This is a genomic window from Myroides sp. WP-1 (genome assembly GCF_014145635.1).
In the GTDB taxonomy this organism is placed as follows: Bacteria; Bacteroidota; Bacteroidia; order Flavobacteriales; family Flavobacteriaceae; genus Flavobacterium.
Genome location: NZ_JACHTC010000002.1, coordinates 206,565 through 223,329, shown reverse-complemented (window position 1 = coordinate 223,329; position 16,765 = coordinate 206,565). Strand labels below are relative to the sequence as shown.

The 16,765-nt window shown below is 35.8% G+C and carries 14 protein-coding genes and 3 tRNA genes; 8 read left to right on the top strand and 9 right to left on the bottom strand.

Annotated elements, in window-relative coordinates; translation table 11 throughout:
• Window positions 1-36: 36 nt before the first annotated feature.
• The 8 genes from H4K33_RS02640 to H4K33_RS02605 form a co-directional block, all read right to left on the bottom strand.
• On the bottom strand, window positions 37-546 hold the full coding sequence (locus tag H4K33_RS02640) for an endonuclease V (RefSeq protein WP_182646953.1): 510 nt from the start codon (window positions 544-546) through the stop codon (window positions 37-39).
• A gap of 37 nt (window positions 547-583) precedes the next feature.
• Window positions 584-1,066: a hypothetical protein gene (locus H4K33_RS02635; RefSeq protein ID WP_182646952.1), complete on the bottom strand. Its 483-nt coding sequence runs from the start codon at window positions 1,064-1,066 to the stop codon at window positions 584-586.
• An 80-nt stretch (window positions 1,067-1,146) separates the two neighbouring features.
• Window positions 1,147-2,637, bottom strand: coding sequence for a DUF4280 domain-containing protein (locus H4K33_RS02630; RefSeq protein ID WP_182646951.1), 1,491 nt, complete (start codon window positions 2,635-2,637; stop codon window positions 1,147-1,149).
• Window positions 2,634-3,503, bottom strand: a complete 870-nt coding sequence (locus H4K33_RS02625; protein WP_182646950.1) for a hypothetical protein — start codon at window positions 3,501-3,503, stop codon at window positions 2,634-2,636. Before H4K33_RS02625 ends, H4K33_RS02630 begins: the two co-directional genes overlap by 4 nt.
• 2 nt (window positions 3,504-3,505) lie before the next feature.
• Complete coding sequence (locus tag H4K33_RS02620) at window positions 3,506-5,605, bottom strand: type VI secretion system Vgr family protein (protein ID WP_182646949.1); 2,100 nt, start codon at window positions 5,603-5,605, stop codon at window positions 3,506-3,508.
• Between the two features lie 156 nt (window positions 5,606-5,761).
• Window positions 5,762-5,834 (bottom strand) — tRNA-Phe (locus H4K33_RS02615).
• Window positions 5,835-5,860: 26 nt separating this feature from the next.
• Window positions 5,861-5,933 (bottom strand) — tRNA-Phe (locus H4K33_RS02610).
• 34 nt (window positions 5,934-5,967) lie between these two features.
• A tRNA-Phe gene (locus H4K33_RS02605) sits at window positions 5,968-6,040 on the bottom strand.
• A 126-nt stretch (window positions 6,041-6,166) separates the two neighbouring features.
• Between H4K33_RS02605 and H4K33_RS02600 the strand changes: the two genes are divergently transcribed.
• The 7 genes from H4K33_RS02600 to H4K33_RS02570 all read left to right on the top strand — a co-directional run bounded on the left by H4K33_RS02600 (window position 6,167) and on the right by H4K33_RS02570 (window position 13,528).
• Window positions 6,167-6,916: a type III pantothenate kinase gene (locus H4K33_RS02600; RefSeq protein WP_182646948.1), complete on the top strand. Its 750-nt coding sequence runs from the start codon at window positions 6,167-6,169 to the stop codon at window positions 6,914-6,916.
• Window positions 6,894-8,159 carry a hypothetical protein gene (locus H4K33_RS02595; protein ID WP_182646947.1) on the top strand — a complete coding sequence of 422 codons (1,266 nt, stop codon included), beginning with the start codon at window positions 6,894-6,896 and terminating at the stop codon, window positions 8,157-8,159. Before H4K33_RS02600 ends, H4K33_RS02595 begins: the two co-directional genes overlap by 23 nt.
• Before the next feature lie 12 nt (window positions 8,160-8,171).
• The gene (lptC, locus tag H4K33_RS02590) at window positions 8,172-8,729 is read left to right on the top strand and encodes an LPS export ABC transporter periplasmic protein LptC (RefSeq protein ID WP_182646946.1); all 558 of its coding nucleotides are present in this window, start codon (window positions 8,172-8,174) and stop codon (window positions 8,727-8,729) included.
• Between the two features lie 3 nt (window positions 8,730-8,732).
• Entirely contained in the window at window positions 8,733-8,933 is a 201-nt protein-coding gene (locus tag H4K33_RS02585; RefSeq protein WP_182646945.1) for a hypothetical protein, read from the top strand.
• Between the two features lie 253 nt (window positions 8,934-9,186).
• Complete coding sequence (locus tag H4K33_RS02580; RefSeq protein ID WP_182646944.1) at window positions 9,187-11,280, top strand: peptidylprolyl isomerase; 2,094 nt, start codon at window positions 9,187-9,189, stop codon at window positions 11,278-11,280.
• A gap of 106 nt (window positions 11,281-11,386) precedes the next feature.
• Window positions 11,387-12,259, top strand: a complete 873-nt coding sequence (fabD, locus tag H4K33_RS02575) for an ACP S-malonyltransferase (RefSeq protein ID WP_182646943.1) — start codon at window positions 11,387-11,389, stop codon at window positions 12,257-12,259.
• 72 nt (window positions 12,260-12,331) lie between these two features.
• Window positions 12,332-13,528, top strand: coding sequence for a multidrug effflux MFS transporter (locus H4K33_RS02570; protein WP_182646942.1), 1,197 nt, complete (start codon window positions 12,332-12,334; stop codon window positions 13,526-13,528).
• Between the two features lie 30 nt (window positions 13,529-13,558).
• On the opposite strand, the gene H4K33_RS02565 is transcribed toward H4K33_RS02570, so the two are convergent.
• Complete coding sequence (locus tag H4K33_RS02565; protein ID WP_182646941.1) at window positions 13,559-14,689, bottom strand: DegT/DnrJ/EryC1/StrS aminotransferase family protein; 1,131 nt, start codon at window positions 14,687-14,689, stop codon at window positions 13,559-13,561.
• Window positions 14,690-14,853: 164 nt separating this feature from the next.
• Here H4K33_RS02565 and H4K33_RS02560 point away from each other — a divergent pair, with 164 nt between their 5' ends.
• Window positions 14,854-16,098, top strand: coding sequence for a 3-deoxy-D-manno-octulosonic acid transferase (locus tag H4K33_RS02560; RefSeq protein WP_182646940.1), 1,245 nt, complete (start codon window positions 14,854-14,856; stop codon window positions 16,096-16,098).
• The last annotated feature ends 667 nt before the right edge of the window (window positions 16,099-16,765 follow it).

The following is a 16,765-nucleotide window of genomic DNA, read 5'->3' as shown; positions in this document are numbered from 1 at the left end:
TTTTTAGTTTATGGTTTATTGCTCAACGGCGAACCGTTACTTTTCAATTTTCTTTGTTTCCGTATCCATAAGTTTCAAGAGATAAGGCATTCGAAAATCGCCATACATCTGCTGGATAGCTGATTGTGCCACATCCAAACTTAGTCCTACTGCCGAAACATACAAAGGCTTTTTACTTTCTCCTCTATAAACCTCTTTAACAAGATTCGTTGAAGCAAAAAAATAAGACTTCGCCACGCCTACAACAGGAATCTTTTCACCTAAAGCTTGGTAGAGATAATACCCTAATCCGCTCTTTTTATCTTCATCGAGGTAAACATAACCATCAACTACTACAACTTCGATTTCCTCTAAATTTAGCGTATGAAGTAATTGTAATAGACAAGGTAATTCTCGTTTATAAAAAGCTCCTGGTTCATACTCTTCTTGGAGTGGTAACATTTTCTCTAAGATAGCAGAAGGGGTTGTAGCGAGAAAAGAATCAAACAACACGCCTACTACTTTTGCCCCTGTTTCAAAATAATATACATCTACTGCTACAATCATCTTTTCATACCTTTATCCTTTTGTATTTTTATATTCCTTACTTCGTGTAAGGGGGTCTTAAATAGGGATTCTCTTCTTGGAACTCATAATCGACTAACTCTTGATCGGATAATTCCAATAATAATTGAATATACTGTGGTAATTCTTCATACGAAATTCTAGTTAATGCACTATATCCTTGGGGAACTTCATCCCCTTTCGTCACATCGTAATAGTATTTTTCAGTACTTACTATCTCTTGATTCTCTCCTAAATAGACAACTTTTACTAAACTACCGTTATAATTAATACAGACCAAGCTAAGTTTTTCATTTTCAAATTCTTTAGAAACTCCAAAGTGCACATTCCCTCTACATTCAGTAAGTTGTATTAGTTCTTCTTCCTCATTATACACATACTCTAGTCCATTCATTAGCCCATCAATATACGCTGCTTCACTCTCTATTTTTCCTCCAAACTTAGTGTAAATTATTCCGGTATATGGTTGTGTCAATGCTGGGTCTAGATAATAAGATACCACACCATTTACATCATTTTCTGAATAGAGAGAATCATCAATATCTTCCAGTCTCTTTTTATTTTTATTCATGTTTACCTTTTTTAATTATGTCCGTGTAGTAGAATCCCATTTGTCAAATATTCACAGTTTTGACACCTTGCTTTAAGTGGAGGTATATTATTGTTTCTTTCTATTACTTTTGGTTGTAAATCTCTATTACTTAAACTCATTTCCTTTATAGAATTTCGGTCAACTGGAATTTTCTTTGCTCTTCTCGCTTTAAGTGCTTGATCCAATGCTCTTAATTCAGAATGTGCAGCATACTTCGTATCCGTTACCTCTTTAAGCACAATTGCTCCACTTGCTATTTTAGCTTTATACTCGTTGACCAATTCTTTAATAATGGGATCTGCTCCTCCTCTTTCAGCTGGATCTTCAATCCATTTAGCATATTCAGTCTTACCTGTTGGGTTTCCTTTAAAATTAAGCCCAAAAAAAGTCTTTCCTGTAGCCGGATCATATAAACCAGAAAGACAAGGTCCTCTACTTTTGGCAGATGTTGTTTTAACAATTCGCTTTGCTTCCTCTAGTACCTTTTCAATCAAAGGCATATGGAACGTAGCCTTTTTCCCACCAACGCGAACAACCTTGATTCCCCCTCCTCGAACAGCTCTAGCGAATTTAGTAACATTTGTAGATATTTGCCCTACTCTACCTTCGCGAATTTTCTTTTTTTCTGAAGACGTTGACCCTTCGGCGACTACCCCAGCTCCTTTACTACCGATTAATCCATCTACAACGGTATAACTAACCAATTCCGAAGTCTTACCTTTAGTTTCATTATGCTCTCGTTGATAGGTGTCGATCGTTTTATTTACCGATTGTTCTAGTTTTGCCTCCAACTGAAGTTTATTTTTGGCAAATTCAGTGCCACATACCGCGTCTAACCAACCTAAGAAAAAATAAGCCTGATCAACACCAGGTGTTGAATGGGGTATTGCATGTGATACACCAATAACCAATGTATCGTCCATGGATTTCCAAATCTCGGTCTTCCACATTTCTTCCAGCAAAAAATTTGCTGTCCCCTCAATACTTTTCTTAAATTCTTGACCTCCCTCTTTTTTATGGCTCTCTTCATTTGAGGCTAGTTTCCATACACTTGATAAATCGCCTGTTAAAAAAACATCCATCAATAGAGAAGATATCTTATCTGCAATGATAGGTGTTTCGTTGTTCTTCTTTACTGATTTTTCTGCATCATATTGATCTAAATACAGCTTAATTTTTCCCCCACCTGTTGGACAAGTTGCTTCCGAATGTTCTAGCAGTGGCTTTTCTCCATTGATGAAATAATTTCCTTGTTTTACTTTAGACCAGGTTACACATCCAAATGCACATGGGCTCTGTAAGGTCTTACAACTTCCAAAGGGAAGGATATTTTTCCCAAACACATTGTCTTTCTCCGTTACTTGAGTTAAACCATGGAGTTTGATTTGACGAGGATTTGCAAGTAATTGAGACGGGATATCTCCTTTATCGCAAACTAAAAACACACCCTCTGAAATGTACTTCTTATGCTCTTCACTCATCTTTTTCCATTTTTACTGAAGGTTCGATTGTCTTGCTTAAAGTGTACCCCTTTTACCTCAAAGTATTCTTCTATCGACCCCGATTGATAGATCAAGTGCTCGTCAAACACATAGTATTCTTTGGAACGAAAGTGCAAATCGTCTAGGGTTTTATCTTCTCCATATAAGAATTTAAAAACAGATAGAAACTCTTTTTTATCGGTGATCTCATCCTTATTCAGTGTCCCTTTTATCGTTGCTGAAAATTGATGATCATCTATTTTCTGAACCCGTAATTCTTCTAGTATTGGAAGCTGTAATCCGAAGGGAATCCCCGCTAAAAATCTCTTGCGTTTATACTTTTTTGACACTTCAATATCTTCCAGCATTTGTTTGATACGCGGAAAAAAAAGTTGAGTTAAGCCGTTATAAAACAAAGTTTGTCTCAACTTTTCCTCGTTGTTCAAAGCATTTTCAAATCGTTCAAAAAGTTCTTCACTATCGGGTATGGAGCTAAACTGTTCTTTTATCTTGCTTTTTTCTACGTCCCATTTCGCTAAAATAGCTTGGTGATTTACTATTTCCTCTACCTCGTAATTTGCATTTAGCCTTACTATTAAATCAGAAGTAATATCGTTTAATCTTTCTGTGAGTTGAAATACGAACCCCGAACACGATTGCTTATAATCCTCAACCTGATAGGTTGCTATTCGCTGTGTTCCCTTATTTTCATCTTTATAGCGTACAAGTGAGGTATATTCGTTTTCAATAAACAAGGTTCCAGCTCTTGTTTGCGTCTTGCCCTCAACAACATACGTGTTTAATTCGCTATTTAATTCTTTAGGCGAAATATCGATACTAAAGAAATCTAGAATACGCTTTTTCATTCTTATATTTCATTAGTATTTACAATTTCGCCTGTCAAGTTCGTAGAGGAACCACCACCCAAGTTTGTTTCTACTGCACCTTTTACGTACAAGGCAGCAGCTTCACTCTCTAGCATTACATCATCAGTAACACTTTTAATACTTATTTGTCCGTTTTTCGCTATAGTTTCAATTTTACCACAACCCGCCAGCGTTATAATGCCTTGTTGATCAATTGAAATCTTATTTTCCCCAACTTTAAAAACAATACTCGTCTTCGCATCGAGAAGAATATTCCCATCTGCATCTACTTTCAGACCCGCTTGAGCAGGTTCTTCTTCTGTTGCTCCTGCGTATACTTCATAAGCTAGTCCTGCATGAACGGTATAATTTAAATCCGCTCGTAAAATAGCGTTCCCTGTTCCATCAAAGAGCAATTGTACCGTCCCTTTATCTTGTAGCATTACACTTCCTTCTGTATCGTTAAACTTGAGTGTATTACCGCTCTTACTACTAAAACTGCGAATAGCATTATCCTTTCCTCCCCCGGCAGCAATCTCGCCGTGAAATAGTCCTCCTAACACAAAAGGCCTATCAGGGTGGTTGCCTATAAAACTGACCATCACCTGATCATCCACTTCGGGTATAGCTACCAGCCCCCTATTTTTGTTTACCTGATCACTTCGACCTGCATCGGGAGTCATCACGCGTATCCACTCTGTAGCTTGCGTTCTATTTTGCCAGTCAAACTGTACCTGTACCCGTCCTTTCTCTTGGGGATCTGTATTATTGACCACAGTGGCAATTTGCTGTTCTGCTAAAGGATTAGTATAAACTATACGCGGAATAAACCCTGTTTGCGCATCTACTGCTTCAAAATACCCCTGATATCGACCAAGTGAATCAACGTTGTGAGTAACTTCGGTAATCATCAGTGTTGTAAAGTGATTATTCGCCTTGGTTATTGGGTCTAACATAGCTAACTCTACAATACAACCAGGATATAAAAAAGGAACAGAAGTTACACCTGAAGTTACAAATACCCCTAGTCCTTCACTTCCAATAATTCCCTTTTGTGCTTGTAACACATCTTGATCCGTAGAAGCTTTTATTGGAGCTAATTGTAGAGAAGGAGAAGTAAATATTTTTTCTGACTTTTGATAGGCAACTTTCGCCAAAGTTCCTTTGACCTGTAGTTTGGAGTCACTCGCTGCGCTTAACTTTTTGTTCGTATGACTGTTGTAACCATATAACAATCGATTGACATGTTTTGCTTGCATGCGGATTGTAATGTCTTCGACATCACGTCCATAAACAAGCTGTATAGGTTTATCCCCCACTGGTAAATCGCCAAAATGCAGTGTTTCACCATTGTAAAAGAATTGTTCACCATAAGCTTCTGCAGTACGGGCTAAAAAATTATATGAGGTTTCATTATATTGACACGTATACGATAAGTTGACGTTCTTACTTAGTTCAACCAATGCCTTGTATTTTCCTCCACAAGTATACCCCTCTTGCAATATTCGTTGTACAATTGATTGAAGAGATTCAGGCTCCTTACCACCAAAGCTTTGAATATGTGGAGCTTGATCTAGAAGTATAGTAGGGCTATATCCTTTTAGAACAATATTGCCTTTGTTTCCATGAGTTTGTTTAAAAGATACATTGGTAATAATACCATAAAAATCTCGTTCGGGTTTATCCCTTACCCCTTTGTATTGAAATGTAACGAGTATCCGTTTGCCAAGCAGGTGTTGTGCCTGACTCATCTCATAGGTTTCTTCCCCTTTTAAAGCATCATGACATAATTCAAGTTCAAATTCATGATGTTTTCGTATGCTTTGTCTAAGATCAAAACTTTTGTAGTTACGCAAAACCTGTCCTTCTACCACCAGTGTTAAGTCAACAAGATGATGAATACCTGGTCTAAAACATTTTAAAATCGCAGTTGCATTCTGTTCCTCTCTTTTCTCTTGTGTCTTAGTAGAATTTGTAGATTCTTGTATGGAAAGAGAGGCCATCTGCGCTGTAATTCCATCTACGTTCTTTTGGTGAGTGTTCCTCGGGCTATTGCTGTTCTCTTTATTCTCTTTTGATCTTTTTATAGACTCTCCTTTCATGTACTGCTCGTTTTTTTTAAAATTGTAAAAAAACGACTATCAATTATCTGTCCTTTTTTATGGAGATATTTGAAATTATTCAGTATTTACATAGAAGAATATTAATTTAATAAGAAAAAAAAAAACCGATAACGTTTGTTATCGGTTTTACTTGTGTGGTGCCTCCAGGAATCGAACCAGGGACACAAGGATTTTCAGTCCTTTGCTCTACCAACTGAGCTAAGGCACCAGTTGCTTGTGTTAGTTTAAAATTTGTGGTGCCTCCAGGAATCGAACCAGGGACACAAGGATTTTCAGTCCTTTGCTCTACCAACTGAGCTAAGGCACCAGTTTTAAACTAAGAATACTAAAAGCTAATTTTGTGGTGCCTCCAGGAATCGAACCAGGGACACAAGGATTTTCAGTCCTTTGCTCTACCAACTGAGCTAAGGCACCAATTGGCTTTTAGTAGTGAACTTTTGTTCTCTTAAGCGGTTGCAAATATATAATACTTTTTTATTCTTACAAAACATCCAAGTCAATTTTTCTTTATTTATCTTTGTTCTACAAAGCAATCAAACCATGATCTACACCCTTGATATCGGAAACACCAGAACCAAACTCGCTATGTTTGAAAACAATAGCCTTTTAAAAACCGAATATCTTTCAACCAAAAATTTGCAAGAAGAATTATTATTTTTTTTAAAAAAAAATGATACAAAGCCTAAAATTGTACTGGCAAGTGTGGTTCACCTTGATCCAAATCTTCAAAATTGGCTTCAAACTAACACCGATTTAGTTCAGATTACCTCTAGTACTCCTCTACCCCTGATCAATAAATACAAAACGCCACATACATTAGGTATCGACCGTTTGGCGGTAGCTGCAGGAGCAACCATCCAATATCCCAATACGGCACGTTTAATCATCGATGCAGGTACCTGTATTACATATGACTTTGTCAATGCCGAAAATGAATATTTGGGAGGAGCCATTTCTCCAGGTCTCCAATTGAGGTATAAAGCATTAAATGATTATACCGCAAAACTTCCTTATCTCCAACCAGAAGATATTTCTTACTATATTGGACAAAATACGCAAGAATCAATTCAATCGGGCGTCATCAACGGAATTATTGCAGAAATCGACAATATTATTAATCGTTATAAAAAAGATTATGCCGATTTAACAATAATTTTAACGGGTGGGGATACAGTTTTTTTGGCAAAAAGATTAAAAAATATAATATTTGCTAATCCAAACTTTCTTTCCGAAAGTTTGAACCATATATATCAATACATAATTGAAAATGATAAAAAGAATCATTCTTAGCTTTAGCCTTATTTTATCCGCTCAAGCTTTCGCTCAGCAAGGAACCGCTTCTCCCTATTCGTATTACGGGATCGGAGATTTAGGTTACCATGGTACAAATGAATATAAAGCTATGGGAGGTAATAGTGTGTATTCGGACAGTTTACACTTAAACTTGATGAATCCAGCTGCTATTAGCCAATTAAAAGCTACGACGCTGTCTATTGGATCTACCTCAAAATTCTACAATTTTAAATCTAACGACAATAGTGACAACATAAAGCGTCAATCTCTTGATTATTTTGCTTTAGGTTTACCTATTAATAGAAAAACAACCGTCGTTTTCGGGTTACAGCCATACTCAAATACGGGATACAAAATCGAACGTGAGTTAACCAATGATCTTGGACAAAAAACACAAAGCCAACTGGAAGGTAAAGGTGGAATTAATCGCGTGTTCTTAGGAACAGGATATGAAATCAACAAAAAAATACAAGTTGGAGTTCAAGCGAGTTATTACTTCGGAAATACAGATCACACAACATTGCTCTCTATGGTAGATGCAGGAGATGGATTTGGTTTAATTTCAAGAACGAACGAAACTAGAAGAATCGATTACAAAGGATATGAAATTCGCGGAGCTGTTCAATACCAAGGGAAATACAAAGATTACGATTGGCAAGCCAACCTTACCTATAGCCCAGAAACAAAACTAACGGCAGATAATTTAACGAATTTAAGGCTGTTAAATAGCACTGGTGCTATTATTGATTCTAAAGAGATCTTCAATGCGAGTACGAAGTTGACAAAACCGCAAGAATTAGCTCTTGGAGCAGGTATTGGAAAACACTTAAAGTGGTTCGTTTCAGGACAATTCACTTATATTGAAAACAGCAAATTATCTACAAGCTGGAATACATCTCAATATTCTCAGTTTGAAGATACCAAACGCTATTCTGTTGGTGGATTTTATATTCCAAAATACAACTCGTTTACTAGCTATTTTGACCGTGTAGTTTACCGTGCAGGATTCCGCTATGAAAACACGGGATTAGTATTGAAAAACGAATCAATCAACGATTACGCTTTCTCTGTTGGTGCTGGTTTACCTTTATTTGGTCGTACGTTATCTAACATTAACATTGGGCTTGAATATGGAAGTAGAGGAACAAAAAACAGTGGTTTAATTAAAGAAAACTACTTTAATTTATCTATCGGTTTATCGTTGAATGACTTCTGGTTCTTAAAACGCAAATTCGACTAACACACCTTACTCATGCTAGTAGTTAAGAAAACGCCTTTCATTCTTTTAGCACTTTGTATCTTCACTGTCTTTTCTTGCGAAAGCAATTTCAAAGACATTCAAAAGATACACAACAAAGCGCCGTTTTATCCTGCGGGAATAGCAGAAAAAATGCAAGGTCAGTATGTCGATTCTGGAAGAGTAAAAGCCATTTTAGTTAGCGATAAAATGCTTGATTATTCAACCGTAAGATACAAGTTCACAGAATTTCCGGAAGGCATACATTTAACCTTCTTTGACAATGATAACAACAAGAATACTGTAGTAGCAGATTACGCCGTACAATATACAGCAACAGAGCTTGTAGATTTAAGAGGTAATGTAGTTATCACTACACACGACAATAAAAAATTAGAATCTGATCAATTGTATTACGATCAAAAGCGCGATTGGTTTTACACCAATGGCAAATACAAAGCTTCCACAGATCGCGACAACTTCACACAAGGTGTAGGCGTTGATTTCGACGGAAAGCTAAACGTAATAAAAGCTAGAAATAGCTATGCCGAAAGTATTAAAAAAGAAAACTAGATCATGAAAGCATTACAAATCATACCCTTTTTATATTTATTCATTGCTTGTCTCTTTATTTTTGACGCCATTCACAAAATAACTGAGGGCGTTCCTTTTTCAGACTATTGGACAAGTTTTTTAGTTGCGGGTATCGCTGTTTTTATGTTCTTCTTTAGAAGAAAATACAGCAAAAGAATGGTAGATCACTACAAAAAAAAATAAATCAAAACGCCTTGTTAACTTCAACAAGGCGTTTTTTTTTCGTCTATCCCCTATTTATCTTTTTCAAAAATTTAGGGATCTCACCTGTTTTTTACTAGCAAGAATCAAGCATTAAGTAAAAAATTTTATTTTTTAACAGTAAAAATCGTCGAGAAACGCATTCTTTCTCTAAAATAATAGGTTTACCCCTTTTATTATTAAAGAGATAATTGTATTTTCGCTCTCTGAAAAAAATTACACATAATAAAAAAACATGGCAGTTTTATCAAAAATTAGACAAAAGTCGGCGCTGTTAATTGCAGTAATTGGTATTGCTTTATTAGCATTCGTTATTGGAGACGTAGTTAGAAGCGGAGGTGCTGGTTCTTCGAGAAATATTGGAAGCGTAAATGGTGAAGACATCAATACGCAGATTTTTCAACAGAAAGTTTCCCAAGCGGAGCAAGGGAATCAAATGAGCAGAAATCAAGCCTTTCAAATGGTTTGGAATAACGAAGTGAATAATATACTGCTAAAAACGGAGTTCGAAAAATTAGGTTTACAAATCGGAAAAGAACAATTAATCAACGTAGTGAAAACCAACCCTATGTTTGCTAATAGTCCTGAATTCCAAAACCAATTAGGTCAATTTGACGTTGCAAAATTCAATGGATGGGTAATGCAAATGAAACAAGCAGGTCCTGAACAATGGCAAGCTTGGTTGAACTATGAAGTAGAATTAGAGAAATTCGGTTTGCAACAAATGTATGATGCCTTAATCAAAGGTGGTTTATACACTACGCAAACAGAAGCTAAATACTCATACCATGGAGAAAACAGTAAAGTAACATTTGATTACGTAACTGTTCCTTATAGCACAATCAATGATGATGAGGCTAAGGTAAGTGATACTGAAATCACTAACTACATGAAAAAACACGAGAATAGATTCAAATCTGAGCCTACTCGCGAGTTGACTTATGCTTATGTAGAAAGCAAACCTTCAGACAAAGATAAAGAAGAGGTAAAAGAAACAGTTCAAGCGTTCTTAATGCCTACCGTACAATACAATGCTGAAACTAAGAAAAACGATACAATTGCAGGATTCAAAGCAACTAGAGATTTAGCGGCTTTCGTTAATGCAAATTCGGATGTTAAATTTGACAGCGTATTTTATGCGAAAAAAGATTTACCATTAGAGTATCAAGAACAATTATACAACTTACAACCAGGAGAAGTATTTGGACCTTATTTATTTAATGACCACTACTGTATTTCACGTGTTGTAAACAAAAAAGCAGGTGCTAAGGCAAATGCTGCTCACATTTTAATTTCTTATGCTGGTGCTCCTCAAAGCGCTGCTACAAGAACAAAAGAAGAAGCAAAAGCAAAAGCAGATGAGATTTTGAAAAAAGCTACTGCTGCTAATTTCGCAGAATTAGCGCAAGCTGAATCAGAAGATCCAGGATCAAAAGCAAACGGAGGGAAGTACGAAGACATCTCTAAAGGGCAAATGGTAAAACCATTTGAAGACTTTATTTTCAACAACCCTACAGGTAAAATTGGTGTAGTAGAAACAGATTACGGTTTCCACGTTATCCAAGTATTAGGAAAATCAGAAGGAGTACAAATTGCTACTTTAGCTAGAAAAATTGAAGCTTCTGAAGCAACAGCTGATGATACTTTCGCAAAAGCAACAGCTATCGAATCAGCAGCATCAACAGGAAACTTTGTTGCTGAAGCTGAAAAATTAAATGCAATTGTTCAACAAGACGTTACAGTTCGTCCTTTTGATGAGTATTTACAAGCAGTTGGAGCAAGAAGCGAGATTGTTTCTTGGGCATTTAACAAAGATTCAAAAGATGGTGATGTGAAGCGTTTTGATATTCCAGATGGATACATTATTGCTAAAATCGCTTCTACAAACAACACAGGTCTATTATCAGTTGAAGAAGCTAGAAAAATAGTAGAACCTATCTTAATGAACGAGAAAAAAGCTCAAATCATTAGACAAAAAATGACAGGCTCTACAGTTGAAGAAGTAGCTAAACAAACAAATGCTTCAATTGCGGTTATTATGGATGCAACAAGACAAAATCCATTAATCACAAACATTGGTAATGAACCTTTAGTTGTAGGTACAGCTTTCGCTACTACTAAAAATGAAAGTTCAAAATTGATCGATGGTGTTAAAGGAGTTTATATGGTTAAAACAACTCTAATTACTTTAGCTCCAAACTTAGATCACTACAACAGCTACAAAACTAAAACAGAAGCTGTAGTTCGTTCAAGTGCTACTTCTAAAGTATTACAAGCTTTAAAAGATCAAGCTAAAATTAAAGACAACAGACTTGGAATTATCCAATAAATCATATCAAAAGCCATCTACAATTAGATGGCTTTTTTTATTCCTTTTCGTTTAAGTAAGAAAAATACCTTATTTTTGCCTAAACCTTTATATTAATAAGATACATATGAAAGCATACGTTTTCCCTGGTCAAGGTGCTCAATTCACAGGAATGGGTAAAGATTTATACGAAAGTTCTCCTATCGCTAAAGCGTTATTTGATCAAGCAAATGATATTCTTGGTTTCAATATCACTGACATCATGTTTGAAGGAACTGCAGAACAATTGAAAGAAACGAAAGTTACTCAACCTGCTGTATTTTTACATTCTGTTATATTGGCTAAAACAATCGAAAACTTCAAACCTGAAATGGTTGCAGGACACTCTTTAGGTGAATTCTCCGCTTTAGTTGCCAATGGAACTTTAGCTTTTGAAGATGCTTTACGATTAGTAGCACAACGCGCAATGGCTATGCAAAAAGCATGTGAAATCACGCCTTCTACTATGGCGGCTGTATTGGGCTTAGAAGACGCAATTGTAGAACAAGTATGTAGCGAAATAGAAGGTGTTGTAGTTGCTGCTAACTATAACTGTCCGGGACAATTAGTAATTTCTGGAGAAACTGTAGCTGTTGAAAAAGCATGTGAAAAATTAAAAGAAGCAGGGGCAAAAAGAGCTTTATTACTTCCTGTAGGTGGTGGATTTCACTCTCCAATGATGGAACCTGCTCGTACAGAATTAGCTGCTGCAATAGAAGCTACAACATTCAACCAACCAACTTGTCCGGTATATCAAAATGTACCTGCTGCTGCTGTAAACGATCCTGAAGTGATTAAAAAGAATTTAATTGTACAATTAACTGCTCCTGTAAAATGGACGCAATCTGTACAACAAATGATCACTGATGGTGCTAGTAGTTTTACAGAAGTAGGCCCTGGAAAAGTATTGACAGGTCTTATCAAAAAAATTGATAAAGACGCTGAAACATTCAACATCTAATACAAACAATTACAATATATCACAAATCCTTGATCTCAAAAAAATCAAGGATTTTCTATTTCATCTACAATCTTGGAAAAACTATCACTTCAAGAGTGGGTATTAATCTTCACACTCGCCAGTCTGACCGCCTTAGGACCACTAGCGATCGACATGTACCTACCAGCTTTCCCAAAAATAGCTGCTGACTTACAAACGGATGTCAGCTACGTTCAAGTATCACTATCAACATTCTTAGGTGGTCTTGCCATTGGACAACTATTCTGGGGGCCTATTTCGGATAAATACGGCGCAAAAAAACCAATTATCCTATCCTTAACTATTTTTATACTCACTTCTTTTGCTTGCCTATATGTTTCGGACATCAAAATGATGTGGGCTTATCGCTTTCTACAAGCTTTTGGTAGTAGCGGAGGGTTAGTCATCGCTCGATCGATCGTCAACAAGCGTTTTGACAAAGATAAAACACTAAAAATATTCAGTATCTTGGCTCTTGTTGGAGGGATTGCTCCCATAGTAGCGCCTATCCTTGGTAATACCGTTTTAAACTATTTTGACTGGCCTCATATTTTTACTGCAATGGGACTGTTTGCTCTTCTGAGTATTGCGATGACCTTTACCTTTCTAAAAGAAGATTTCTCTAATCGATTACCTACTTTGGAGGTAAAATCCATCCTACAAAACTATGGTAAGTTGTTTGAAAACAAAACGTTCATTACCTATACATTCATAGGAAGTATTGCTTTTAGTTGCTTGATGCTATACATCTCCAATTCACCTGTACTCGTAATGGAAGTAGGTGGTTTGAGCAGTACTGCATTTAGCTTTGTTTTTATGATTAATTCTTGCGGTTTGATGCTCGGATCATTCCTGACCTCTTCTATTTTAAGAAAGCGTCTAGAAGCCAAGCAAATCATCACCTTTGGAACAAGCATACAACTGATCGCTGCATTACTCCTATTGGCTTTTATCTTAATGGAAATTTCTATTTACTACCAACTTATCCCACTTTTCTTTTTTGTTATGCCTTTGGGAATGCTTTTCCCTACGGCAACAACCTTGGCTTTATCACCTTTTAAAGCAGAATCGGGTATTGCCTCTGCGCTATTTGGTGCTTCTCAATTGGCCTTTACCTTTTTGACTTCTGTTTTATTGAATACTTTGAATGATGGCTCCATGCACATTGTAGCACTTTCCTTAGCGGCTTGTGCACTCTGCTCTCTACTCATCAACACAATGACACAACAATCGCAAATAAAAAAGCCTTGATTTCTCAAGGCTTTTTTTATATCAATTGGACTATCCTAAAAATGCTTTAATCTCGTCCGTAATAAATTTAATCTGATCTGCTTCTAATTCAGAATGCATTGGCAGAGACAATACCTCTTTTACCAGTTGATTCGTAACTGGAAAATCCTCTTCTTTATAACGAGGATCCAAGTAAGCTTTCTGGTTGTGCAACGGAATTGGATAGTAAATAGCACAAGGAATTCCCTTTGATTGTAAATGTGCCATTAATCCATTTCTATCTGCATTCACAATGCGCAGCGTATATTGATGAAACACATGACTATCTACATCTCCTTCAACTATTGGAGTAATCACATTTGGATGATTCGCCAAAGCTGCTGAGTATTGATTAGCTGCTTCTCTTCTCGCTTTATTATATTGATCTAAACGCGGTAATTTTGCATTTAACACAGCGGCTTGTAAACTATCTAAACGAGAATTTACTCCAACTACATCGTGGTGGTAACGCTCATACATTCCGTGATTTACAATTCCACGCATAATATGTGCTAATTCATCGTCATTCGTAAAGATAGCTCCACCATCTCCGTAACATCCTAAGTTTTTAGACGGAAAGAAAGAAGTAGCTCCAACATGAGCAATTCCTCCAGTTTTTACTTTTTTACCATTGGCAAAAGTATAACTTGCACCAATACCCTGTGCATTATCTTCAATTACATACAAATTATGTGCTGCTGCAATCTTCATAATCTCCTCCATATTAGCTACATTACCAAATAAATGTACTGGTACGATTGCCTTTGTTTTAGGAGTAATTGCTTTTTTAATTGCATCAACATCAATATTCATTGTATTCGGACAAACATCAACTAAAACAGGAGTAAGCTGTAATAAGGCAATTACTTCCACTGTAGCTGCAAAAGTAAAATCAGCGGTGATTACCTCATCACCAGGCTGTAAACCTAGTCCCATCATCGCGATTTGTAACGCATCTGTTCCATTTGCACATGGAATCACATGCTTAACCCCTAAATACTTTTCTAAATTTGCTTGAAAAGTATGCACTTGAGGGCCGTTGATAAATGCAGAAGATTCTAAAACTTCTTGAAAAGATTGATTAACTTCTTCTTTAATTCCTTCATATTGACTTTTTAAGTCAACCATTTGAATTTGTTTCATCACATTGGATTTAGTATCTCTAAGTCTCTTGCTCTTCCTTATTTCTAGAGCAAAATAACTCGACCGTCGATATGTTTTTATAACCACAAAAATACTAATTTCTTTACTTCAAAAATCTTTTCTTTACCAAAAGAAATGTAATTTCGCTAGATAAATCATTCTATATGCTATTTCTTTACAATCTACTTATTCATATTTCCGTGGCAATCTTGCCAATCATTGCGTTATTTAATGCAAAGATTAAGTTATTTGTTCAGGGACGACAAGCGTCTTTCTCTATTTTAAAACAAAAAATTAATCCTGCAGACCGCGTATTTTGGATCCACGTTGCTTCCTTAGGAGAATATGAACAAGGGCTTCCTATTATGGAAGAACTGAAAAAGCGATTTCCTACCCATAAAATTGTACTCACCTTTTTTTCGCCTTCGGGGTATGAGGTTAAAAAAAACAACACACTGGCAGACGCAACGCTATATTTACCAATGGATACGAAAAAGAATGCGGAAACTTTTCTCAAACTAGTTCATCCCGAAAAAGTATTTTTCGTCAAATATGAGTATTGGCCAAATTATCTTGATCAATTAAAAAAACAATCCATTGAAACCTATTTGATATCGGGTATTTTCAGGCCTAATCAAGTATTCTTTAAATGGTATGGTGGTTTTTACAGAAAGGCATTGACTGCGTTTACCTATTTTTTTGTACAAAATCAACAATCTAAAGAATTGCTATCTAGCATACAATTAAACAACAGTGAAGTAGTGGGTGACACGCGTTTTGATCGTGTAAGTCAGATCTTAGAGAATGACAACACTTTGCCTTTTTTAGAGGAACTTACACAAGGAAAAACCAAACAAACACTCCTTGTAGGAAGCTCATGGCCACAAGATGAAAAGATTATCGTTGACTATATCAACCAAACAGCAGATAGCGAATTAAAAATTGTCATTGCCCCACACAATATCAAACCAGAACAAATTAAACAACTGTATGAATCCATACAAAAACCCAAGCAACTTCATTCTAACTATATAGCAGGGACAACCGATTTAAGTCAAACCCAAGTTTACATTATCGATGCTTATAGTTTATTGACTAAAGCATACAGTTATGCTACTATTGCCTACGTCGGTGGCGGATTTGGTGCAGGAATTCACAATATATTAGAAGCAGCAACCTTTGGTGTCCCTATTCTTATCGGACCGAATTTCAAGAAATTTCAAGAGGCAAAAGACCTTATTCAACTGGGTAGTTGTATAGTTATCAACAACGAAGATGACTTTATTAACAATTTATCAAAGTTATTAACAAATGATGCATATCGTTGTGAATTAAATGATATCAGTTCCTCGTTTATTCTAGCCAATAAAGCTGCAACAAAAAAGATATTCAAACATATATTTAATTAAAAAACAAGTAGTTACAAAACAAAAACCAATTAAAAGAAATCAAAAAAGTTATTAACAATCAGATCAATTGAAATTAAAAAAGAATGTTGATAACTTAGTGAACTACTACCGGAGATATCCTTTAAAAGACAAAAAAAGGTAAGTAAACACTTTTGTTTACTTACCTTTTATACTATGAATTAATAATTACACTATAGGTAACTTATAGAAAGTTAGAGGTATATAAAAATTAGGTCAATACCGAATGAGCAAGATAAGTCAAATTATCGATTGACACAACAGTTTTTATTTGATTTCTAAAAACTAAGCTACTAAATACTTGATTTTTTATCTATTGCATTTCTATTTAAGGTTGATTTCGGTTTTTTCTCCCCCCCTAATAGAAACGACTATTGAATCCTCTTTTTTTTAACACGCTTTGCGATTCGCCAATTGTCACATGAGTAAACGGCTTTTAATTACAGTCAGACCAAGTAAAAGAAAAACTAGTAATAATGCAATATCTAAGTGATTTCACTTTAATTTTCATCTGATACACTATTAAAAACCACATTTTTATTTACCATCACTTCAAAAAAGTATGTTTTTTTTCTCAAAATACACTTAAAATAAAGGAAGCGTTGTCAAACTATCGCACCTATTAGATGAATAGTTGTATCTTGCCTTG

Bases quoted from the DNA above. Each gene is read 5' to 3' on its own strand.
- H4K33_RS02625 (WP_182646950.1), bottom strand. From the start codon at position 3,503: ATGAAAAAGCGTATTCTAGATTTCTTTAGTATCGATATTTCGCCTAAA.
- H4K33_RS02620 (WP_182646949.1), bottom strand. From the start codon at position 5,605: ATGAAAGGAGAGTCTATAAAAAGATCAAAAGAGAATAAAGAGAACAGC.
- H4K33_RS02560 (WP_182646940.1), top strand. From the start codon at position 14,854: ATGCTATTTCTTTACAATCTACTTATTCATATTTCCGTGGCAATCTTG.
- H4K33_RS02565 (WP_182646941.1), bottom strand. From the start codon at position 14,689: ATGAAACAAATTCAAATGGTTGACTTAAAAAGTCAATATGAAGGAATT.
- H4K33_RS02600 (WP_182646948.1), top strand. From the start codon at position 6,167: ATGATCTACACCCTTGATATCGGAAACACCAGAACCAAACTCGCTATG.
- H4K33_RS02640 (WP_182646953.1), bottom strand. From the start codon at position 546: ATGATTGTAGCAGTAGATGTATATTATTTTGAAACAGGGGCAAAAGTA.
- H4K33_RS02585 (WP_182646945.1), top strand. From the start codon at position 8,733: ATGAAAGCATTACAAATCATACCCTTTTTATATTTATTCATTGCTTGT.
- fabD (WP_182646943.1), top strand. From the start codon at position 11,387: ATGAAAGCATACGTTTTCCCTGGTCAAGGTGCTCAATTCACAGGAATG.
- H4K33_RS02580 (WP_182646944.1), top strand. From the start codon at position 9,187: ATGGCAGTTTTATCAAAAATTAGACAAAAGTCGGCGCTGTTAATTGCA.
- H4K33_RS02630 (WP_182646951.1), bottom strand. From the start codon at position 2,637: ATGAGTGAAGAGCATAAGAAGTACATTTCAGAGGGTGTGTTTTTAGTT.
- H4K33_RS02595 (WP_182646947.1), top strand. From the start codon at position 6,894: ATGATAAAAAGAATCATTCTTAGCTTTAGCCTTATTTTATCCGCTCAA.
- lptC (WP_182646946.1), top strand. From the start codon at position 8,172: ATGCTAGTAGTTAAGAAAACGCCTTTCATTCTTTTAGCACTTTGTATC.